Raw genomic sequence first — 23,407 nt, 5'->3', positions numbered from 1 at the left:
TATGGAGGTGATCTAAATGCGTAAATTATTTATGATCTTAATCGTCATTGTTTTAAATTTACTAATGGTTTCATGTGAATATATCGGATCACGGGTCATAACAGAAGGCGATTTCGTATACACTGTATACCCGAAGAAGGTTATGATTAATGAACTATCTGAAGAAGGCAAAGAGAAAAGTTCCATTTACGTTCCGTTAACACTCAAAAGCAAACCTGTGATTGCACTCGGATTTACACAAATGGGTCAATATCACTTTATAAGAAGTAACACAGTTACACACTTAAATTTGTCCCACAACACACAAGGATACACGACACTAAGCGGAATGCCCAATCTAAAGTCGTTGGTTTTTTCAAGTGTGATACCATTTATGGTCGTAGAATCGGATAATCAACTTTTTCAGGGTGAAGATGGGGCTCGGATTTATATCCCAAAAGGCAGTCTTGAAGGTTACCAAACACTCAATAAAGATATTATAGATAGCTTTGTATTTATTGAAGCCAATATATCCTACATGTATAACTTTGAAGATAGCCCAAATGGCAGTTATTATATGGTTGATGCAAAAACGATAAATCAGTTAGTTTATGAACCAATTAATCCTGTAAGAGAAGGTTATACATTTAAAGGCTGGTATATTGATGATTCATACCAAGAAATGTGGGATTTTGGTTCCATTTTGGATGTAAACGAACTAACACTTTACGCAAAATGGGAAGTCAAATCTTAAATCCAATTTAATCCTCTTCATAGTGGATACACCGATTTGGATAGGAAGCCCCCATTTCTATTAAGCGGTGGGTAGTTCAGTACCAATAGAGAAACAAAATGAAGTCTAAAACAACAAAACGGACATATCAGTCCGTTTTCAGACTGTAGACAAAGTATCTCATTTTGAGGTACTTTTGTTTTATAAGGAAAAAAACTAAAAGAAAGTGAATAATATGAAAAAACATCTCTATTTATATGTGTCAATCATGACTTTTAGTGACGTATCTATTGAATATAATTCAAAATATAGTACAATAAAAAAGGCCATTCAGGATCGGGGGAAACTGAACAGCCTATCGAAGGACGAAGCGAAAGCTGAGTCCTTTTTAGTTATAATAGAACTTTTCAGAACGGATTAAACCAAACTCATCAGCGATGTTGAGTTCAACAGACTCACCAGCTAAAAGTTCATAGACATTAAATACAGGATTACCAAGGATGCTAATGGATTTCACTTTTACAAAGCTATAAATCGCGTCAGGATTGATGTTGAAGTTATTCATATTGAGAATGTTATTGATGTTAGTGGATTCAATCAATTGATGGTTTTGATCGTATTCAAAAACATCGATTTCAGTTATGGAACTCACTTCTTCAAAGTAAAGAGTATAAGTAAATTCATGTGAATGATATAGGAGTGGGGCATTTTCATTTTCGTAATCAATCTCGCCACTATACTCATATTTGTTATAGGTTTTTGTCACATATTCAATACCATCGTCATATACGATGCCAATTTTGATCGGATGGATTAATAAATCTTGATTATAAAACACAGTGAACTGCATGTCTGTATGGGTATAAATGACTTGATCACCATACAGTTCATAAGAAAACTCAGAAGCAAAACGGTTATTAATAGTATTTGATGAAGATCCTAAGGTGTTTGATGTAGCATGATTTAAATGGAAGATTATACCTTTATCATTTCTGTTTTCAATGATATCATCGTAACTTTGATACGTCTTTCCATTGGTGACGACGATAACACCTAAAAAGTCACGTTCAACTTTATCATCTACTAAAATAACTTTTGTAATCCATTTTGAACTGAGTTCTACAGCGTATTCAATAATCACAATATCCCCTGTAGAAAGCTTCGATGAATCGATCTTTCTACCATCATATTGGTAAACCTTATTTTGAATTGGACCAAAGTCGAGTGTTACCTCTATTGGGTCTTCATTAGTACTTATATTAGATGCTTTAACGGTGATTGTATTTTCTGTTAAATCCCTAGTCTCAATTTTCGCGTTTATGAATCTTGGTGTCATATCTAACTGTGAAGCATTTGAGCTTGTGGGTCTTAGAAATACAAGAATACCTAAAGTAAGTAAACCAATGAATGTGACACTGGTTAAAGCGATGATTAATTTTTTGAATATTTGGTTTGCTTTAGCGTTATCAATCGCGAGTTCCTTAACTGCGTTTTCTTCAAAGATATCGTTGATTGATACCTCAAATACTTTCGCTAATTTTTCCATACTTTCTAAATCTGGTACAGTGATACCTTGTTCCCATCTTGAGATACACTGACGCGTTACATATAGTTTTTCAGCAACCTCTTCTTGAGTTAAGTTATGCTCAGTTCTAAGCCTTTTGATATTTTCGTGGATCTTGTTCATGAAATCACCTCGACTTAATTTTAAAGAATAATCAATAACTTGTCACGCAATATTTTGTAAACAGAATGTTGCGTGAGGGTATTAATGAAATAGAATTTAGATAATCAGTAATTAGGGCTCATTTTGATGTATAATATCCTTAAAGCAACTACAGGAGGCAAACTCGATGAACCAAATCAAATGCCCACATTGTGGTAAGGAGTTTACCATCGATGAAGCAAGTTACGCAGAGATTTTAAACCAAGTTAGAAACAAGGAATTTCAAACAGAAATCCATGAAAGACTTGAACAATTGAAAACTCAAAGTCAAAAAGACATTGAACTAGAACGTGCCAAAGTAGAGCATGTATTTCAACTGAGAATATCTGAAAAAGAAAAAGAACTGCTCTCTTTAAAAGAAAAAATCAATCAAAATGAACAAGCCAAATCCATCGCTGTGATGAGTGCTGAAGAAAAACTCAAAGAACGTCTTCAACAACAAGAAAAACGCATTATGGAGCTACAATCCAAGCTTGAAGGCACAATAAAGGATAACAAGTTAGAAACCCAAGAAGCACTTGCGAAAAAAGAACAAGCTCTGATTGAACTCTCTAGTAAAATCGAACTAGACAAAAAGCAAGCCGAACTGGAAAAGGCCGCCATTAAAGCAAGATACGAAGAACAACTCAAACAAAAAGATGAAGCCATTGCCTTCTACAAAGACCTTAAAACAAGACTATCAACCAAGATGGTCGGTGAAACCCTTGAACAACACTGTGAGTACGAATTCAACCGTTTAAGAGCTTTAGCTTTCCCTAAAGCAACCTTCGGTAAAGATAACGACACCCAAACGGGTTCAAAAGGCGATTATATCTACCGTGAAGTTGATGAAGCAGGAACTGAGATTTTATCGATCATGTTTGAGATGAAAAACGAACAAGACGAAACCGCAACCAAAAAGAAAAACGAACAGTTCTTAAAGGAACTTGATAAAGACAGAAATGAAAAGAAATGCGAATACGCAATCCTAGTATCATTACTTGAAAGTGATAATGAACTATACAACAATGGCATAGTCGATGTATCTCATCTATACCCTAAAATGTATGTAATCAGACCTCAATTTTTCATCCCAATGATTACTTTACTCAGAAACGCTTCGATGAACGCATTAGTCTATAAACAAGAAGCTGCTTTGATGCGTAAACAAAACATCGACATCACAACTTTTGAAGAAGACCTAAACGCGTTTAAAACAGCATTCTCAAAAAACTATGAACTTGCGAGCCGTAAGTTTACAGACGCGATTGATGAAATTGATAAGACCATTCGTTCACTTCAAAAGACTAAGGAATATCTATTATCCAGTGAGAATAACTTAAGACTTGCGAACGATAAAGCAGATAACCTAACCGTTAAAAAGTTAGTCAAAAACAACCCAACCATGAAAGCAAAGTTTGACGCACTAGACAAAGAATAATAAATGAAAATCTCTAGAATGACATTTCAGTCTATCTAGAGATTTTTTGTTTTCAGTAATTCTTTTTACGACTCGTCATTAAGGTTTCAAAATCGAAACCAAAATCACCGACGATGATTTTATTGTATTTCTCAAAGGCACTCATATTAGGTTTAACCTTTAACGCGTAATACATTTTTTCTAAGTAGTGATGGGCTTTTTCCATATCTTTTAAGTGTTTATAACTTAAGGATAAGTAATAGTAGGCTAAATCTAAGTTGTAATAAGAGTTATAGTTCTCACAAGAGCGAACAACTTGTTCGCACATCGGAATCACTTTATCAAAATCTCTTAACATACCGTATTCTCTAGCGAGTTTAAGTCTTACGAAATTTAAAGTATAAAAATCTTTATTGATGAATTCAAATGCTTTTTTCGTAACGATTTCATCGAGTTTATCCATCACAGGACGACGGTCTGATTGAGGAAGAAAGTTTAACATCATCGATAAACCACCAATTTCCACCGCACTGAGCATGTCGTGGTTTAAGATTTCTGGGTATCCAATTAACTTTGCACAAGCATTGGCATAGTGGTGATCAGGGAATTCTTTCTTATAAAAACTCATCAATAGGATCAAAAGCTCGAAATAAGTTTCATTTGCTTTATCGAGTAGTGTTTCTTCTCTTAACTGCTTGATTAAAAGGTTAGCTTGAGTGTAATCATTGGTAATTACTGCTCGATTTAGATCATCTAAAGTGGTAAGCTGTTCGATGCGCTTGCGTTCTAGTTCGAAGATTAAGTACTGCGGGTCGATATGAATTCTCGCACATAGCTCAACAAACATTTTAAAAGGCATCTCAGAGGTACCATATAAGTAGCGTTTATATTGTCTTAACGAAACAATCTCATCGGTGAATTTAATCATCGAGAGTTTTTTCTTTTGTCTAAAATCATCTAATAAAACACACATTTCCCGAGAAATCATTGAGTTCACCTCCGAAAGTGTCACATGTGCACTCACGTACCCCTTAATAATCCTTGTAAACTTTGCATGTCGAGGGAGAAGACATGAAAAAGAAAATCATCAGCGTCGTTTTAATGGGCGTATTGATGACAGGTTATTTAATACACCTTGTATCAAAACCTGTAAAAAATACCCCTGAGATCGTCTTAGAGTTTGATGAAGGCGATCCAATATTTAAAGTCGGTGGCTAGAAAAACAAAGGAAGGCTAATAATCTCTATGGATTGGACAAAATACCAAATTGAATTAACAGGCATGACCAAAACAGTGGAAAACATCACTAAGGATCCCTATATTATAGGATACATGGAAATCCTTAAAAATTCAATCTACGATCAAGAGATAAAGCTTGTCAATCTAACCTCAAATAAGATGGTAGATTGGTACCAAAGTCACCTAAATGACATATTGTGTGATCAATTTGTTTATGACAAGGAGAATCACAAGAAAACTTTCGCGTTATTGGTAGAACTCAAGAATGAATCTTCAAAGTTAATCGCGAACGCACTATCGTAAGTAAGACTTCCCCACAGGTCTTATGAAATTATCCCCACATTCCCCCAAATGTGGGGATTTTATTATCTTAATAACGTATAATAGAAAGTAGGTGATCGGATGAAAAAGACAACTTATCTTAAGATAATGACATGTTTAGGCTTAATACCAGCGATTCTGGCAGCATTTTTCATTTTACCTGTGTCGATGATGGACGCTTGGATTGAAATTGGCAACATTAAAACTTATCTACTCATTGTCATCTTTAGCATATATATCATACTGATACCTTATGTTTATAGCCTGTATTTAACGTTTAGACTATTGATGTTAATAGATGAGAATAAATACTACAGTGATCAATCTAAGACCTACCTGAGTCATATTGGTACCTCTGGATATGTTATCGGAACGATTTTATTGTTTGATTTGCCATTCATCTTTGGGTATGGGGATTATAGTGATGCACCAGGTATTATAATAATATTCGGATTCTTAGCTTTATTTTCGTATGCGATTGCGATATTCGCGAACCTATTAAAAGACTTACAGACTAAAATATAATTTGTAGAAAGAAGAAACCCATGAACTATTCAAAAGAATTAGAACTCCTCAAAACCCACGTACCTAGAATTTACCGCGAAATCGATTCAAACTTAAAAGAAGTCTCCTTTAAATCTGGAGATGAAATTGTTACGACCACCGATTTACACATTGAATCAGAACTCATTAAAGTCATTAAAGCACACTTTCCAACAGACACTTTTTTAAGTGAAGAATTTCATAAAGATGGCAAGCTAGTCAATCGTGCTTGGTTGATAGACCCAATTGATGGTACCAGTAATTACGCTGTGAATCTTGACTTATTCGTTGTTCAAATCGCGTTATACGATCAAGATGATCTCGCTTTAGCGTTCATATATAACCCAACGAACCAAAAGATCCATTACGCGATTAAAGGTCAAGGGGCTTATTTAAACGACAAGCGCATCCATGTACTTGATAACAAAAAACCTTCAAACTCAATGATGTCTATCGTGGGTTATACGAATAAAAATACCGATAAATCCTATTATGATAAACTCATTAAGTTTGTTTTTGATAAGCAGATTAAAATGCGGATTATGGGCAGTATTGGATTAGAACTCTCGTTAACCGCTGAAGGGATCTTTGGGATGTTTTATACCTCCGTTAAAAACTTATGGGACCTAGGTCCGGGTATCTTGCTTTGTAAAGAAGCAGGCGCCCTATTGTTTAATGAAACAGGGGCACCCTATCAAATCGGCGATAACCACTTATTTGTTTCAAAAACTGAATCTGAAAAGAAGGCTTTATTAAAAGCCATTCAAGGATAAAGAACTCCGGTTCTTTTTCTTTCTGTAGTCTAGAAACTTCATAATTCCTTATTTTCATCATTTTCTGACATCCTAAGTGTCCTAAATCGTTTACAATAAGAGTAGATAAGCAATTCTAATGGAGGTAAGTATGGAACGACCTTATATGTCTTGGAACGAAGCGAAAGCATTCATGATGGCCGCCTTTATGAAAGTCGGTGTACCTGAAAAAGACGCAGCGATTTGTGTAGATGTCCTACTTGAAAGTGATCGTCGCGGGATAGAATCGCACGGTATCAATCGGTTTAAACCTTTTTATATTGACCGTATAATAAAACACATTCAAGAACCCATCACTCAGATTGAAATACTCAAAGATACCCCAACCACAGCCGTCATTGATGGCCATAATGGTATGGGGATGGTCATCGCGCATACCGCAATGAAAATGGCGATCACCAAAGCGAAACAATTGGGTTTAGGCATGGTCGTTGTCAGAAACAGTACCCATTTTGGGATAGCAGGTTACTACGCAACTATGGCAACAGAGCACGGTTTGATTGGGATGACAGGAACCAACGCGAGACCATCCATCGCACCAACCTTTGGTGTAGAAAACATGCTAGGGACAAACCCACTGACTTTCGCTATTCCAACAGATGAAGACTTTCCTTTTGTTTTGGATGCCGCAACCTCCATCACACAACGCGGTCGAATTGAATATTATGCACGAAATAACCAAGAAACCCCAGCAGGTTTAGTCATTGGCCGTGATGGTACCCCTCAAACGCATAGTAAGCAGATTCTAACTGACTTAGTTAGTGGGAAAGCTGCTCTTACGCCCCTTGGTGGTATAGGTGAGGAACTCGCTGGTTATAAAGGCTATGGTTACGCAACCGTGGTTGAAATATTATCGAGTGCATTACAGGCAGGGTCATTTCTTCATCAGCTCAGTGGTGTTGCTGAAGATGGCTCAAATAAGCCAATTCCAGTAGGTCATTTCTTTCTCGCCATCAACCCAGATTTCTTCATGGGTTTAGAAAACTTAAAACACACCACGGGTGAAATACTAAGACAACTGAGGGCTTCAAAAAAGGCTCCGAACCATGATAAAATTTATACCGCAGGTGAAAAAGAATACCTTACTTGGCTAGAGCGTAAAGATAAGGGTGTCCCCATTGGTGATGACCTTCAAAAAGAGTTTAAACAAGTCAGAGATCAATTAAAACTCGATTTTGTATTCTCATTTGAAAACCGTTCGATATAAGAACAAAGATTGTGTATAATAATAGTATGATAAAAAATATAGAGAGGTTAAATCATATGAGAATTTTAGTATCTGGTGGACTTGGTTTCATCGGTTCACACACCGTAGTTGAACTTATTAATCACCACCACGAAGTGGTCATTATCGATAATTTCTATAATAGTCAACTCAGTACTTTATATAAAATTGAACGCATCACTGGAAAAAAGCCAGCTTTCTACGAAGTGGACGCAACTAATTTAGAAACATTGGAAAATGTATTTCAACGTTATGATTTTGATGGTATCATTCACTTCGCCGGGTATAAAGCTGTTGGCGAATCGGTTAAAAAACCGTTAGACTATTATTTCAATAATTTAGTTTCAACCATGAATTTAGCCCGTCTAGCAATAGAAAATAAAGTTCCGAAATTCATCTTCAGTTCATCTGCAACCGTTTATGGAGATGGGGTATCTCCGTTTAATGAAACCATGGAATTGTTAGAACGTACGAACCCTTATGGTGAAACCAAAGCCATGAGTGAGCGCATTCTAACAGATACAGTCAAAGCTAATCCAAACTTTAATGTTGTTTTATTGAGATACTTTAATCCAATCGGTGCACACCCATCTGGTTTAATTGGAGAAGTACCTAATGGTACCCCAAATAACTTAATGCCTTATGTTACGCAAGTTGCGAAAGGCATTCGCGAAAAACTCTTTGTGTTTGGTAATGACTACGACACAATAGACGGTACAGGTGTCAGAGATTATATTCACGTAGTCGATTTGGCGAAAGGTCATGTTGCAGCACTTGAGGCGAAAATAGTAGGGGTTGAAGCAATCAACTTAGGTACCGGTAAAGGGACTTCAGTATTAGAAATCATTCAAGCCTTTGAACATGCAAATAATATCCGCATTCCATATGAAATCGTAGACCGAAGACCTGGTGATATTGCAACCTCTTTCGCTGACACAACCAAAGCGAAAAGACTACTTAACTGGGAAGCGAAACTATCCATCTTAGATATGGTTAGAGATGCTTGGAATTTTGAAAAGAACTTATAATTAGTATAAAAGCACATATCCTTGCTTTTTTCACAAATATATCCGTGCGAGGTCTATATGAAAAGAAGAACAGTTGTTTTAGTCCTAGGCATCCTATGGCAAATCTTTATCTTTACCCAATCGATGTTAACGGGTGAGATTTCATCCAATCAAAGTGGGTTTATCGTGGATATCCTTTATCCCTTTGTACATAATATCGGAATTCCAATCGATGTGGATAACTTTTCATTACTCATAAGAAAACTCGCACATTTCACAGAGTACGCTATTCTAGGATTACTTTGGTACTATATCTACACGCTATTCAATTTGAATAAATTCCTACCTTGGATTGTTGTTATTCACGGCGTTTTAGCAGCCACCCTAGATGAGACTATACAACGATTCACACCGAACCGAAGCGGCGAACTTAGAGATGTCTTAATTGATACATTAGGCGTACTTACCGCTGTGATCCTTATATTATTAATACAAAAAATAAGAAGAAAAGAAGTTTTGATATAAAGTAATAGATAAGCCAAAATCTGCGGATTTTGGCTTTGTTTTCGATTAAACATAAAAGGATGGTTATTCAGCCAAATTATCTTAAAAAATAGATAATCTAGAAATTTCTTTAGATAAGATGCTAATCAAGTATAATTAAATTACGATTGTAGGTGAAATTATGACACAAAGAGAACGACAAGCCTTAATTAAAGAACGTCTCTTACAACAAACTCTAACACCCAATGAGTTTATGAACATGCTTGGGATTTCTAAAGATGAGCTTAATCAATACGTTTCTGGAAAACCCTATTTTGATGATATGAAGTATTTGAGTTTTCTAGCTGCATTAGATCTAAATAAGTATGCATTAGGATATATTGAACCAAAACTAGAAAAACCACTTCAATCTCCGATGGACTTGTTGAGACCACAGGATTCTAATCAAAACAAACCAATCAGTGCATTTAAGAAATTGCTCTATAACATGCGTCAAAGAACAACTAAACACTATCGTGAAGAAACTTTGAAGAATCATTTATTCGAACTTAACTTTGGGTACACCATTCCTTTTATGTATAAGTACTTTTTCATTGGTGTATTATTGGTCTTTATCACAAACTTATTGTTAGCACAAATGGTTGTGATTGATAATGTCTTACTCAGTTTTTCAGTACCGTTTACACTGTTATTACTGGTTTATGAACTTGATCAACATGACCAATTGAATCTTAAGGATATCTTATTCTTGTTTGTTGCTGGTGGCATCCTATCCATCGGTGTCACTTTCTTTATACGAGATATCACGGGTTATCCAACTGGAATGGTTGGAGACATCGTGACAGGATTTGTAGAAGAGACTGCCAAACTTCTTACGTGTATGTTTCTAGTCCGAAAAGTTAAGTTTAGAAATGTTTACACAGCATTTGTTTTTGGATTCGCAGTAGGTGCTGGCTTTGATGTCTTCGAAACCATGGACTATGGCATCAATGCGATTCTAACAACAGGGGTAGCAGAAACAGGTACCATGACCTTGATTACACGCTCTTTATTCGCACTTGGGGTAGGACATCACTTTTGGACAGGGATTATTTTCCCTTCACTCGTCGGTTTATCTAAAACCAATCAAATTGACTTCCAAAAGGTATTACATCCGACATTCATCGTGGTTTTCCTATTCATATCGTTATACCACGCACTATTTAATTACAGTGTTTATGTAGTACAAATTGGACTCGCAATACTAGGAGCATTCCTCTTCAATTATATCGGGTATCAATTCTACTTAAGACGATTTACAGAATTACCAAAAGAAGAAAAAGAAGACCTCTATGTCGAAAGTTTCTCATACTTCAATTAAACTGCCAATAAAGCCAATCAATTATACGTATATTGGGTGAGTGCCAATTGGACTAAATAATGACGCTAAAATCAATCATAATTTACCAAAATCCCATAGTATTACATAGATAGACTTCAGGGTTGATTATTTAATTTGGCGTGATATAATTTAAAATGTCGTAAAAAGTAAGAAAGAGGTTTTTCCTATGAGACTTAATAATAAATCTACAAATACCATTATCGCTGGAACGATAGCGATTTTACTCCTCGGAGTACTCCATATTCTATTGGAGTTTCCCATATTCGTTTTACTAGGGTTATTGGTAATCATCGGAGTAATCACTTCATTCATGGTCACATATTTTCAAAAAACAGAACAACCCGTTTGTAAGAAATGTAAGAAGCACATGGATTGTACGGATAAGATGTTATTGAGTCAAGAAGAAGAAATCAGAAATCGTCAGTTTGTATTCTTATATAAATATGAGTATACCTATACTTGTAGTCATTGTAATGAAGTAGTATACATTAATAAAACACAAAAAAACAAGTCGTAAGCTGTAAAAGCAAACGACTTTTCTTTTGGATAAATTTAGTTACTAGAACGTCTAGAGTTTTCTGAATACATAATGGAATATAACATACCTAAACCAAGCATCACAAGCATGTCATGGTACTGTTCATCCATGATTTTTATTAAGGATAAGCCATGGACATAGGTTGTTTTAAGCACCTTAAACTCAAATGTACCAATCAGGATTTTTTCTTGTTCAAGATTAATGGTATAAGCTTTAAAGACACTACCATCCTGTTCAAGTGAATAGTTGTTGGTCATTTCTATCGGTTTATAACGATATTTTTTCATGAAATAATCCAAACTAAACTTCATGATTTTTTCGTCATATCGGTAAAGTTCAACTTGTCTAACAAAGGTTTTAAGTTTATAAGAATTAAAATCTTGTGTGAAGTAGGCTTTATCTTTATTAATACTGGTTACGCGATCATCTTGAGTTGAATATACTTGGAAGGTTTTGAGGATTCTAAATGCACCTGATAATGCATTGGTAACCACAACTTGGTCATAATTTTTGGTGTACTTGGTAAATGTTGGAGAAAATGAAGAAGGTTCGATAGAGAGCAAACGAGATAAGTACTTTGGGGTATTGTATACCTTTAATATTTTCTTCTCTCGGTTCTTCACATATCGATAACCAGACAATAAATCAGCAATCATTTCGATATCTGATCCATTGGGTAGAAGTTCAGTTACTAACCTGTCAATTATATCTGGATAATAACGATCCCCATAGGGGTAATCAATTTGCTTGAGAAATGTTCTTATTTTGGTTAAGAATCCAGTTGTTACAATCATCCTCATCACCTATTAACATCATATCACAAATAGACCATAATGACTTTTTTATTAATCGAAATAGTTTAGTGTTTATAACCTTGGGTTTTCTCTGGAAATAGTAATGCTCCAATGGTTGATATTGCCGTAGCAGCTTCACCTAAGCCAGTCGAAATCATCTTTTTCTTACCATGATAAATGACACTGTTTCCTACTGCGAAAATCCCTTTTCTAGTGGTTTCCATATTAGATGACACTTTGATTAATCCTTTGTCTAATTCAAATCCCCATTCTGATAGATTGTGTTTGGCTGGACTGGATCCATAAAATACGAATAATGCGTCACATTTCACATCCATAATAGACTCGTTTTCAACATGTTTAATGGTTAAATACTCAACACGATCATACCCTAAAAAACCAACAGGTATGTAAGGTGTCAATATAGACCCAATAGACTTCATTTTCTCAACACTGTATTCGTGAGCTCTAAAGTCATTACGTCTATGAATGAGGGTTACTTTTTTCGCAACCTCAGCAAGGGTTAGAGACCAATCGACAGCGGAATCTCCACCACCTAGGACAATCAGTTCTTGGTCCTTAAAGTCTGAAATATTTTTGACATTATAGTAAATATTGCTCATAGAATCTGCATTAGGTACTTCTAATAAACGGGGTTCAAATGTACCCCCACCGTTTGCGAGTAAAATGGTTTTGGTTTTGAAAATCCCACGCGTTGTTTCTAGAACATAATGATCATCTACATAATCAATTGAAATGGCTTTGGTATTAAGATATAGTGGTACAGATTCTTGGTACTCACTGTATTGATTGTAAAGGTTTTGAATGAGTTCACCAGCAGATATTTTACTGTATCCCGGCATATCGTAAACCATCTTTTGTTTATAGAGGTTTAAAGTACCACCATATTCAAAAGCGGATTCAATCAAACAAGCATTCAATTTGTGCATGCCCGCCAAGGTAGCTGCGTATAATCCAGCTGGACCGGCACCAATAATAATAGTATCTAACATAATAAGACCTCACATACGGATTAGTATAACACCAAATATTCAATAAGAGAATAGGTGAATGTATTGAATATCAAAGTAATTGTTTTCATCGTGTACATTTAATAAATCGGTAATCTTATTTAGAGTATTTTCAAACTACAACAAGAGTGATAACGTTATCATAACTAAGCCTTTTTCTCAAAAACGTTTTCATTATAGAAACGAATGCATTTCAGTTGAAATCTCGATATAATGGCCTTGTCGCAAACGATAATAAAAAAGAATACTTTTATAGGAGGAATCTCATGAAGAAATGGGAAGGTTTTAAACTCGGTAATTGGGCAGAAAGCGTCAATGTCCGTGACTTTATCGTCGAAAATTTCGACGAGTATTTAGGGGATGAATCATTTTTAGTAGGTCCTACAGAAGCATCCACCAAACTCAATAACATGTTCATTGATTTATTGAGACAAGAAAAAGAAAATGGTGGGGTATTAGAGTGTGATACCGATGTGGTATCAAGCATTGTATCTCATGGTCCTGGCTATATTGATAAGAGCTTAGAAAAGATTGTCGGTTTACAAACAGACAAACCTTTAAAACGTGCATTCTTCCCTTATGGTGGGATTCAAGTAGCAGCTAAAGCTGCGGAATCGTACGGTTTCCATATCAATCCAGAATTAGTTCACATCTTTAATGAATACCGTAAGACACATAACCAAGGCGTTTTCGACGTTTATAACGACGAAATCCGTGCTGTCCGCTCATCTGGTGTTGTTACGGGGTTACCAGATGCTTACGGTCGTGGCCGTATCATCGGTGATTACAGAAGAGTTGCTTTATACGGGATAGATTTCCTCATTGAAGAAAAACAAAAAGAAAAGAAAACTTGGGTTTATCCAATGACCGAAGAAACCATTCGTGCCATTGAAGAAACCACAGAACAAATCAACGCATTAGAAAGACTTAAAAAATTAGGCGAAATCTACGGATTCGATTTATCCCGTCCAGCAGAAACCGCTCAAGAAGCAATCCAATGGTTATACTTTGGATACCTTGGTGCGGTTAAAGAACAAAATGGTGCGGCGATGTCCTTAGGTAGAACCGCAACCTTCTTAGACATCTACATTGAAAGAGATATTAAGAACGGTGTATTAACTGAAGTCGAAGCCCAAGAATTAGTGGATCATTTCATCTTAAAACTCAGAATGGTTCGTTTCGCAAGAACTCCAGAATACAACGAATTATTCACAGGAGACCCAACCTGGGTAACTGAAGTTTTAGCCGGTATGTGCGATGACGGCAGAAGCTTCGTAACCAAAACCACATTTAGATACTTACAAACTTTATATAACCTAGGTACGTCTGCAGAACCGAACTTAACGGTATTATGGTCTGATAGACTCCCTGAAAACTTCAAAAAATTCGCTGCGAAAGTATCCATTGATACGTCCTCGATTCAATATGAAAACGATGAAATCATGCGTCCGGAACATACCGATGACTACGCGATTGCGTGCTGCGTATCGCCTATGACCATTGGTAAAGAAATGCAATTCTTCGGTGCGCGTGCGAACGTTGCGAAAGCCTTATTATACTCCTTAAATGGTGGTAAAGACGAAATCTCAGGTAAACAAGTAGCGCCTAAGACTCCAGTATATCAAGGTGAAGTCCTCGATTACGATACTGTTATGGCACAATACGACAAGACTTTAGACTGGTTAGCAGAAGTCTATGTGAATACATTAAATATCATTCACTACATGCACGATAAATATGCTTATGAAGCGTTCGAAATGGCATTACATGACAGAGATGTTGTTCGTAATTTCGCAACCGGTATGGCTGGATTATCTGTTGTAGCTGACTCCTTATCTGCTATTAAGTATGCGAAAGTTAAACCAATCTACGATGAAACCAATGGCTTAATCGTCGATTTCGAAACCGAAGGCGACTTCCCAATGTATGGCAACAACGACGACCGTGTCGATGACATCGCTGTTGAACTTGTCCATAACTTCATGAATAAAATCAGAAAACACCCTACATACCGTAAGAGTGTTCCTACAATGTCTGTATTAACCATTACCTCAAACGTTGTTTATGGTAAAAAGACCGGTAACACCCCAGATGGTAGAAGAAAAGGTACACCGTTCGCTCCAGGTGCGAACCCAATGCATGGTAGAGATAAATCAGGCGCGTTAAAATCCTTAATGAGTGTGGCTAAGATTCCATGTGAGTCTTGTGCTGATGGGATTTCTAACACCTTTACGATTGTCCCACAAGCCCTCGGAAAAGAAGAATCCTATGACTTCGAAAACGTCATGAGAACCGATATCAAGAGTGAAAACTTAGTTTCCATTCTAGATGGATACTTCCTATCCGGTGGATACCATTTAAATGTCAACGTTCTACTCAGAGAAAAGCTGATTGAAGCGATGAATAATCCAGCTTTATATCCGAACCTAACCATTCGTGTATCTGGATATGCTGTAAACTTCAGCTTACTCACGAAGGAACAAAAACTCGACGTTATTGCGAGAACGTTCCATGAAACCATCTAATTTAAACGTTCATTCGATTGAAACCATGGGCGCTTTTGATGGTCCTGGCATTCGTTATGTTTTGTTTCTTCAAGGTTGTCCATTTAAATGCCAATTTTGTCATAACCGAGATACCTGGGATACAGCAATCAACAAAATCAAAACGCCTGAAGAAATATTTGCTGATTTCAATCGATACAAGTCCTTTTATAAGCATGGTGGAATCACCGTTTCCGGTGGTGAACCCCTCTTACAAATTGACGTATTGATTGAACTGTTTAAATTATTCAAATCCCATAATATCCATACCGCAATCGATACTGCGGGGGGGACATTTAATCCAAATAACACGGAGAAAATGGATATCCTCATGCAGTATACAGACTTAGTGCTTTTAGATATCAAACACATGGATGAATCGGCTCACCAAACCTTAGTCGGTGCTTCTAATAAAAATATTTTAGCTTTCGCGAAGTATTTGAATGCGATTGATAAAACAGTCTATATCAGACATGTCTTATTACCTGGGATTACAGGTACACAAAAACAATTATTCGCTCTAAGGGAATTCTTAGATACCCTTTCAAATGTTAAACAAATTGATATACTACCTTACCACACCAAAGGGATATCGAAATGGAAAACCCTTGGGTTTGACTATGAACTCAAAGATTTGAAAGAACCGTCTAAAGAAGAAATCTATGAAGCACATGATATTCTAAAGACTGCGTACATTTACAAGAAATAATTAACTTACAAACGATATTGGACTAATCCAGTATCGTTTTTTTCACAAATCGAACTGAATATGGACCATCGAAACCAAAACTGATGTTATTTATATTGAAAACTGGCCTGTTTATATCAATAATTGACAAAAATCCCTTCATTTTGTTATAAATAGGAAAAATGTTCCTCCTAAAGGGTTTACTTAAAATGAACGATGATATAATGAAGGTGAAAACACCATTCCTTACAATCGAATAGGGAGAAAGAAGGCAATCCAGTGAGAAAATCATTGTATTTTGTAGTATTGATGATTTTTTTCGTGTTAGTAGGTTGTCAGCCAAATCAAAAAGTCGAAGTCACCTTTGAAACCAATAGTGGGTCGACCATTAAAGCTGTTACCTCAATCACACAACTAAGAGAGGGTATGCCTACCACCACCAAATCCGGTTACGAATTTGCTGGTTGGTATACAGATGAAACATTGACTCAAGCATTCGATCCACTTACGAATCGAACGAACTGGGTATTTACCATTTATGCGAAATGGACACCTAACGATGCCATCTATCACATTGAACACTATCACGAATCACTTACAGGATCCTTCGTTTTATTTGAAACTGAAGACAAAGATACCGTCGTAGGGGCTTCGGTTTCGATTGAAACGAAGAACTATACAGGCTTTACGTATCAAACAGGAAACGCTTCAAATGTGAGTTCTGGTGTCATCCCGACAACCGGTGAACTCACCTTAAAAGCGTATTATGAACGTAACACATACAGTGTCATCATTGATGAAAATGGTGGCGATACGGTGTCTGATCTAGCCGTAAAATATGAAGATACAATCACACTACCTACTCTCAGTAGAGTGGGGTATACCTTTTTGGGTTATGAGTCGAACCCAACCACGATGGGGAGTTCAAACATAACTGTAAAAGCGCTTTGGGAAGCGATTCCTCAATATACAATCACCTTTGATTCTAAAGGTGGTTCAAATATCTCGAACCAAACGATTTATAAGAATTCAAAAGTTACACTACCAACCCCGCCAACCAAAGTAGGCTATACCTTTAATGGTTGGAAGAAGCTGGGTGAATCTACAAACTATAATTTCGATACCTTAGTTCAAGGGGCGTTTACCCTTGAAGCGGTTTGGGTTCCAGCTATGGTCGATGTTAAAACCGAAATCTATACTGAAGGTTTAGATGGGTTATACGTACTAGCTCAGACAATCACCCATCAAGCCTTAACCGAATCGATAACGAACGCGTCTAATCCAACCCTAAATGGATTCATTGAAGACCAAACCCACACCAACCGTAACGTGAGTGGTACGAGTTTAGCGGATGGGTCTTTGGTGCTCAAACGTTACTATAGCCGTTCGTCTTTCACAATTTCTTTTGAATCGAACGCAGCCGTATCGATTGAATCGATCACAGCGAAATTTGAAAGTGTGATTTCTAAACCAACAGACCCAATCAAAATGGGTTACACATTTAATGGTTGGTTTACAGATACCTTTTTAACTGTCGCGTATACATTTTCAACCATGCCTTCTGAAAATAAGGTACTCTATGCGAAATGGACGCCAGAATCGATGTCCTTGCATTTCAACACACTAGGGGGATCAACGATCGAATCGATTGTTGCGCCATATCAAAGTAGTGTATCTAAACCAACAGATCCAACAAAATTAGGATACACGTTTGATGGTTGGTATTTAGAAGCCACTTATGAAACTGCGTATAACACATGGGTCATGCCTTTAGGTAATATCACAGTATATGCGAAGTGGACACCAAATGATTACACACTCGTATTTAACACAAATGGCGGGTCTACGTTAGCGGATTTGGTTGCGCCATATTTAAGTGAAATCAACCCACCAGCTAACCCAACGAAACCAGATTACATTTTCTTAGGTTGGTATAGCGATATTTTACTTGAAACAGAATTTGAATTTGACGTCATGCCACTCAATGGTACGACGATATATGCGAAATGGATTTCAGTTGAATCTGAATTATCGCTTGCACTTGTTAAGGGATTAGATGATTATACAGAAGTTAAAGTCCGTGGTGAAATTGTATTACTATCCGAAAACGTGGATGGGTTCTACATTTCAGATGGTACTATAACGATGTTTGTTCTTTATTATGATGAAACCTTGGTTATGGGGGATACGCTCGAATTTGACGCGATTTTAACAACCGTTAGAGGTATCAGAATGCTCGCGAGAGTTCAAAACCTCTTACTTACAGAAGATACATTTGATAGTCTAACCCCTGAAATTCTCACCATTGATGAAATCAGCACCTTAAACATTCAAAGTGAAGGTAAAGTGATTCAAACTACCGGTATCTTAGCTTCAGAAAATGGATTGATGCTAATCGACTTAGACAATTATCAATCACTCATCATTTCTAGAAACTACAACTACCCACTTTATGCACAAGCGATTGGTAAATACGTGGAAGTAACCGGTATTTTACACGCCTACTCAGACACTTGGGTAATTGCGTTAACAAGCGTTGAAATATTACCATTAGAACAGTCCACAGTTGAAACGATGATTATCGATTATTTAGATACTCTATTTACAGGGCCATTCTATTCTAAAGATGAATTTAGTTTTGTGGATACCGACCCATGGTTCTTAACCTGGATTGAATTTATGGAAACCGCATCTTTATTAGATTACTATGAGCCAGTTGAACAACGATTCAATTTATTGACAGAATCCGTTGAAATCATCCTTGAAGCCACCATTCATATGGGCGAAAACACAGTAAGTTATAACAAAACGATTACGGTTCATGCACACGACCCGCTTACCATTTTAGAGTTTAACAACTTAGAAGAATCTGGACGTGGTGTCGTTACAGGGCTCATCACACTGGCTGAACCGGATCACGACATTTATGTTATTTTTGATGGTACGAATTACCTTTATATCGAAGGTAATGCTCAAATGAACTATGGCGATACGGTCGAAATATTACTCACAAAAGATACCTATCAAGGTATGCCTTATGGGTATTATCATGAAGACGACTATCTCGTTATTTTAAGTGAAAATAACCCAGTTCCTGTAGTGGAAAGCTACGGTATGGATGAATTAGATCATGCCTCAATCGGTGAATTTATTGAACTCAGAGGCTTTATGACCAATACAGCACCGATTGAATTCCATGGTGAGTTCGCTTTATTTGATGGAACGCACACGGTAGTCATTCAACCGGCAAGCTATTCTGGCTTTGAAAGTTTATTCCAGTATCAGGGTCTTGAAGTCATTTTAAGAGGTTATTTAGCATCCAATGATGGCGCGTATTACATCTATTATGCAGGTGAACGAAACGAAGTTAGAATACCTGAATACAGCGATGAAGAACGTGTTCAAATGATTTATACCGTATTTAGTAATCTCTATGGAGAACATCAATTTGAAGCGTATGAACCATTTGAATTAACCCCTTATCACCCATACTTAGGCGGAGAGATTACGTACACATTCTTAGAAGGTGGTTCGTATTATGACTATGAGCATGAATACTTTACCTATGCACATACAGATCAAACGATTAAGATTTCTATGGAGATTACAATCGGTTCAGTAAGCTCAACGTTTACTTACGAAACACACTTAAAGAAACCTGAAATTACCACAGTAGAAGATTTTAAATCCAGTGATTATGGATTCTATTATGTGAGTGGTTTAGTTGTATACAGAACACCAAGTTTCGCCTTTCTTGAAGATGAAACTGGCTTACTCATGATTGAAGGTTACGACCTACCACTCTATAAAGGTGACCGTGTGGTTGTTTATGGAAACGTATCGAAAGCCTATCCAGATTATGTGAATACCACACTATACTTCGATTCGAGAGACCGCGATATTCCACTAGTCGTGTACCGTTTAGAACCTGAAACCAATGTCGAAATGACGTCTACTCTAATGACTTGGGAAGATATCTTGACTTGGCGTAGTAACATGGGTGTAGTCTACCACCGTTATTTTGAAATCAGTGGTTATTTAACCGCGAGTGGTGATGAATACTACTTAACCTTTGGTAATCAAGTCCTTACAATCTACGCAGTGGATTGGTATACACAAAATAAACTCATTCCACATCTCAATCAATATGTAACGATTAAATTATTAACAACAAGACACGATGGTTCTGGTTTCGAATACCTCTACTTAGGCAATGAGGGTGATATCGAAACCATGAACTACAGTGAATCTGAAATGAACCAACTCATTAATGAATGGATCGATGCTTTGTGGGCATTACCGTTAAATGGCAATCAACAATTAAGAACGATGAAACAACCACAGAGCACAACCATTACGTATGAAATGGCAGAAGGCTATGAAACCTATATCGACTTTGATTTCTCATTTGTTAAACCAGTGAATGAACCAACAGAAGTTCACGTTATCGCAACCTATACTTTAGGTGAAACGGTATATACGCATCCAGTTACTGTGTTGATTATACCGACATCGGGTGCGACCTATCTATCCATTATGGATGCGAAAGCATCTATTGGACAAAAGGTCACCATTGAGGGTAATGTGATGGTAAACTTCCCATACGATTCTAATTATTCAGGCTCTATTCTATTTGATGGGTCAGATTATGTACTGGTTAAATACCCTAAGGGAACCTATTTATATGGTACATCTAATATCGGCTATAAATTAACGGCGACAGGTATTATGCGGTATGAACAAGACCGCTATACCTTTGAAATTCAATCTTCGTTAGTTTCCTACCAAACCTTTGATTTTGGTTCATTAGATGTGTGGTTTAGTTTAGAAACACTTTACACAACCGACCATACCCTAGATACTTATTTAGGTAAGTTCGCTGAAATAGAAGGCTACTTAACCTATGACAACGCGTACTATTACCTCACTCGTGACGGTATGACCATTCGTTTAGAAACCTTCTACGATACCGATTATTTCTTATACCCATTAACGGGATTGAAAGTACGTGTAAAAGGCTTTGTTATTGGTAGAGCACAAGACGGCAGTGACAACATCAGCTTAGCGGTGAGCCATTATGCGTATATCTATTCTGAAAACAGCATCGAACTTGCGGAAACAGACATCCTTACTGTATTAGATAAGATTGCGGATCAAATGGTAGGTAATCGCTACGATGAACCGTATATACCAGGAGAATACATCAGTTTCACGACGTATCAAACCGTTTTACCGGACGCGACGATTACATATGAACCTGTAGTTGCACCAAAAGAATCCACAGTGGATATGTATGATTCTTACTGGATTTATATGGGCGATTATGAAGATCAAATCATTGATGTATTACTCACTGTTTCATATAATGGTGAATCGGTTTCGAGAATCTTTAGGATTGAGCTTATTGGCTTGACCCCGACCAGTCTAGATGCCTTATTCGATCCGACTCTACCATTTGAAGACATCACATTAATCGCTACAGTCTTGTATGAAGGCTTTGATTTCTCTTATTATGAAATTGATGGCGATGTGTACTATTACAATGGGTACATAGGTGGCTACTCTGAAATTGGCACCATCGTACTTATCAATGGTAAGAAATCGACTTTAGATGGTGTGACCAATTACAGCTACAATGTCATAACTTCAACACTATTTGATAATGAAATACCAAACTACTCTGTTATCCAACTTGATATCGAAGACATTCTTAATATCAATTTATCAACTCAAGATATTAGGAAAAATGCCATCTTGGTAATGGGTAAATTGGGTTATGACCCTTATTCAGACTACTTCACACTAACCGATGACTTAGGCCATATGATTTACATCAGACACCATATTGAAGACGAATATGAAACTAAGAATGATGATCGAGATGGCACGAACTTCTTGCATAGGTATTTGGATGACTATATCATCATCGAATTGTTCTATCCAAATATGTATACCCAATATGATCAAGTTCTCATGGATTTCTTAGGTGGTAAAGACGCAGTTATGTTACCAGAATGGACCATTGAAGAAGAACTAGATATCGTTGAAAGTATCATTAAGACTCGATACGATGGCAAAACGTATATGTCAGGCGAATCGCTTGATCTGCCGCACTACAATGAGATTCATGATATTGAACTTACCTACACTAAAAAGAATTCTTTAGACACGGGTATATATCTAGAAACCTATTATTCATGGGCTCTATGGGTCGAACAAGAAACCAGTGTCGATGTAACGGTAACGATGAAAATCTATAACCCATTGACACAATTAGATGAAACTAGAAGTTTTGACATTACCCTAGTCATTCAGCCAATCGAAATCAGTACGATTGTTGAAATCCTATATGGTGTGACAGGAGATACTTATGTATTTGAAGGTATCGTCGAAGCGATTGACCCGACAACATTCATGATTATCAAAGACGACACAGGTAGAATCTATATTGAGCTCAACAGCAATCGTGATTTACCAACCTTATCGATTGGTGATGAAGTACGTATCCTTGGTTTGAGAAATCTATACGATTATGAAGATTATATTCCAGTCATCAGTGAAATTTATGATCTCCAAATATTATCCACAGGACACATAGTTAATCCAGTATACATACCAACTACCATGGCAGATATTCTAGCCATCGATTACTTATTACCGGATGTCTATAATCAAACGGTATCGATCACAGGTACGGTCATTTTTACAGGAAATAGTTGGTATCCATCCTATGATTTAGTCATCGATGATGATTATTCATCGACTTATTCGATTCAATTGATCGGTCAAGATTACGACACATTTAACGCCTATATGGATCCACTCGTTGGACAAACCATGACGATTGAAGGCTATTTGATTGGATTTACTTACATTTATGATTTATTTGACTGGAAAGTCGTCGTCATAAACAGTACTGTAATCTCTTAAGGAACTAACTTAGA

General features: G+C 36.7%; 18 protein-coding genes. 14 read left to right on the top strand and 4 right to left on the bottom strand.

The genetic code is table 11. The features are described from left to right. Positions 1-16: 16 nt before the first annotated feature. Positions 17-733: an InlB B-repeat-containing protein gene (locus tag N7603_RS00285; RefSeq protein WP_262095308.1), complete on the top strand. Its 717-nt coding sequence runs from the start codon at positions 17-19 to the stop codon at positions 731-733. Between the two features lie 367 nt (positions 734-1,100). On the opposite strand, the gene N7603_RS00280 is transcribed toward N7603_RS00285, so the two are convergent. After that, the gene (locus N7603_RS00280) at positions 1,101-2,399 is read right to left on the bottom strand and encodes a helix-turn-helix transcriptional regulator (protein ID WP_262095307.1); all 1,299 of its coding nucleotides are present in this window, start codon (positions 2,397-2,399) and stop codon (positions 1,101-1,103) included. A gap of 166 nt (positions 2,400-2,565) precedes the next feature. Here N7603_RS00280 and N7603_RS00275 point away from each other — a divergent pair, with 166 nt between their 5' ends. Beyond that, positions 2,566-3,858 (top strand): DUF2130 domain-containing protein, encoded by a 1,293-nt coding sequence (locus tag N7603_RS00275; protein WP_262095306.1) that lies wholly within the window; start codon positions 2,566-2,568, stop codon positions 3,856-3,858. A 52-nt stretch (positions 3,859-3,910) separates the two neighbouring features. Here the strand turns inward: N7603_RS00275 and N7603_RS00270 are convergent, their stop codons facing one another. After that, on the bottom strand, positions 3,911-4,825 hold the full coding sequence (locus tag N7603_RS00270) for a hypothetical protein (RefSeq protein ID WP_262095305.1): 915 nt from the start codon (positions 4,823-4,825) through the stop codon (positions 3,911-3,913). An 83-nt stretch (positions 4,826-4,908) separates the two neighbouring features. Between N7603_RS00270 and N7603_RS00265 the strand changes: the two genes are divergently transcribed. The 9 genes from N7603_RS00265 (at position 4,909) to N7603_RS00225 (ending at position 11,386) form a co-directional block, all read left to right on the top strand. Continuing rightward, a complete protein-coding gene (locus N7603_RS00265; protein WP_262095304.1) occupies positions 4,909-5,055 on the top strand; it encodes a hypothetical protein in 147 nt (48 codons plus the stop codon). A gap of 27 nt (positions 5,056-5,082) precedes the next feature. After that, complete coding sequence (locus N7603_RS00260; RefSeq protein WP_262095303.1) at positions 5,083-5,379, top strand: hypothetical protein; 297 nt, start codon at positions 5,083-5,085, stop codon at positions 5,377-5,379. A 99-nt stretch (positions 5,380-5,478) separates the two neighbouring features. Next, entirely contained in the window at positions 5,479-5,922 is a 444-nt protein-coding gene (locus N7603_RS00255; RefSeq protein WP_262095302.1) for a DUF2975 domain-containing protein, read from the top strand. A 20-nt stretch (positions 5,923-5,942) separates the two neighbouring features. After that, positions 5,943-6,713, top strand: coding sequence for an inositol monophosphatase family protein (locus tag N7603_RS00250; protein ID WP_262095301.1), 771 nt, complete (start codon positions 5,943-5,945; stop codon positions 6,711-6,713). Between the two features lie 130 nt (positions 6,714-6,843). After that, complete coding sequence (locus N7603_RS00245) at positions 6,844-7,959, top strand: Ldh family oxidoreductase (protein WP_262095300.1); 1,116 nt, start codon at positions 6,844-6,846, stop codon at positions 7,957-7,959. A gap of 56 nt (positions 7,960-8,015) precedes the next feature. Then, positions 8,016-9,005 carry a UDP-glucose 4-epimerase GalE gene (gene galE, locus N7603_RS00240; protein ID WP_262095299.1) on the top strand — a complete coding sequence of 330 codons (990 nt, stop codon included), beginning with the start codon at positions 8,016-8,018 and terminating at the stop codon, positions 9,003-9,005. A 57-nt stretch (positions 9,006-9,062) separates the two neighbouring features. Next, on the top strand, positions 9,063-9,509 hold the full coding sequence (locus N7603_RS00235; RefSeq protein WP_262095298.1) for a VanZ family protein: 447 nt from the start codon (positions 9,063-9,065) through the stop codon (positions 9,507-9,509). 160 nt (positions 9,510-9,669) lie between these two features. Next, positions 9,670-10,848 carry a PrsW family intramembrane metalloprotease gene (locus N7603_RS00230; RefSeq protein ID WP_262095297.1) on the top strand — a complete coding sequence of 393 codons (1,179 nt, stop codon included), beginning with the start codon at positions 9,670-9,672 and terminating at the stop codon, positions 10,846-10,848. A gap of 187 nt (positions 10,849-11,035) precedes the next feature. Beyond that, entirely contained in the window at positions 11,036-11,386 is a 351-nt protein-coding gene (locus N7603_RS00225; protein WP_262095295.1) for a hypothetical protein, read from the top strand. 35 nt (positions 11,387-11,421) lie between these two features. Here N7603_RS00225 and N7603_RS00220 read toward each other — a convergent pair whose 3' ends face one another. Then, positions 11,422-12,201, bottom strand: coding sequence for a hypothetical protein (locus N7603_RS00220; protein ID WP_262095294.1), 780 nt, complete (start codon positions 12,199-12,201; stop codon positions 11,422-11,424). Positions 12,202-12,266: 65 nt separating this feature from the next. Next, entirely contained in the window at positions 12,267-13,214 is a 948-nt protein-coding gene (locus N7603_RS00215) for an NAD(P)/FAD-dependent oxidoreductase (RefSeq protein ID WP_262095293.1), read from the bottom strand. A 284-nt stretch (positions 13,215-13,498) separates the two neighbouring features. Here N7603_RS00215 and pflB point away from each other — a divergent pair, with 284 nt between their 5' ends. From pflB to N7603_RS00200, 3 genes are all read left to right on the top strand, one after another. Continuing rightward, entirely contained in the window at positions 13,499-15,757 is a 2,259-nt protein-coding gene (gene pflB / locus N7603_RS00210) for a formate C-acetyltransferase (protein WP_262095292.1), read from the top strand. Next, the gene (pflA, locus tag N7603_RS00205) at positions 15,744-16,484 is read left to right on the top strand and encodes a pyruvate formate-lyase-activating protein (RefSeq protein WP_262095291.1); all 741 of its coding nucleotides are present in this window, start codon (positions 15,744-15,746) and stop codon (positions 16,482-16,484) included. The genes pflB and pflA overlap by 14 nt, the downstream gene beginning before the upstream one ends. A 288-nt stretch (positions 16,485-16,772) precedes the next feature. Next, positions 16,773-23,393 carry an InlB B-repeat-containing protein gene (locus N7603_RS00200; protein WP_262095290.1) on the top strand — a complete coding sequence of 2,207 codons (6,621 nt, stop codon included), beginning with the start codon at positions 16,773-16,775 and terminating at the stop codon, positions 23,391-23,393. Positions 23,394-23,407 lie beyond the last annotated feature (14 nt).

The organism is Paracholeplasma vituli, from assembly GCF_025446935.1.
Classification (GTDB): Bacteria; Bacillota_I; Bacilli_A; order Acholeplasmatales; family UBA5453; genus Paracholeplasma; species Paracholeplasma vituli.
This window is presented reverse-complemented; position numbering and strand designations above follow the sequence as displayed.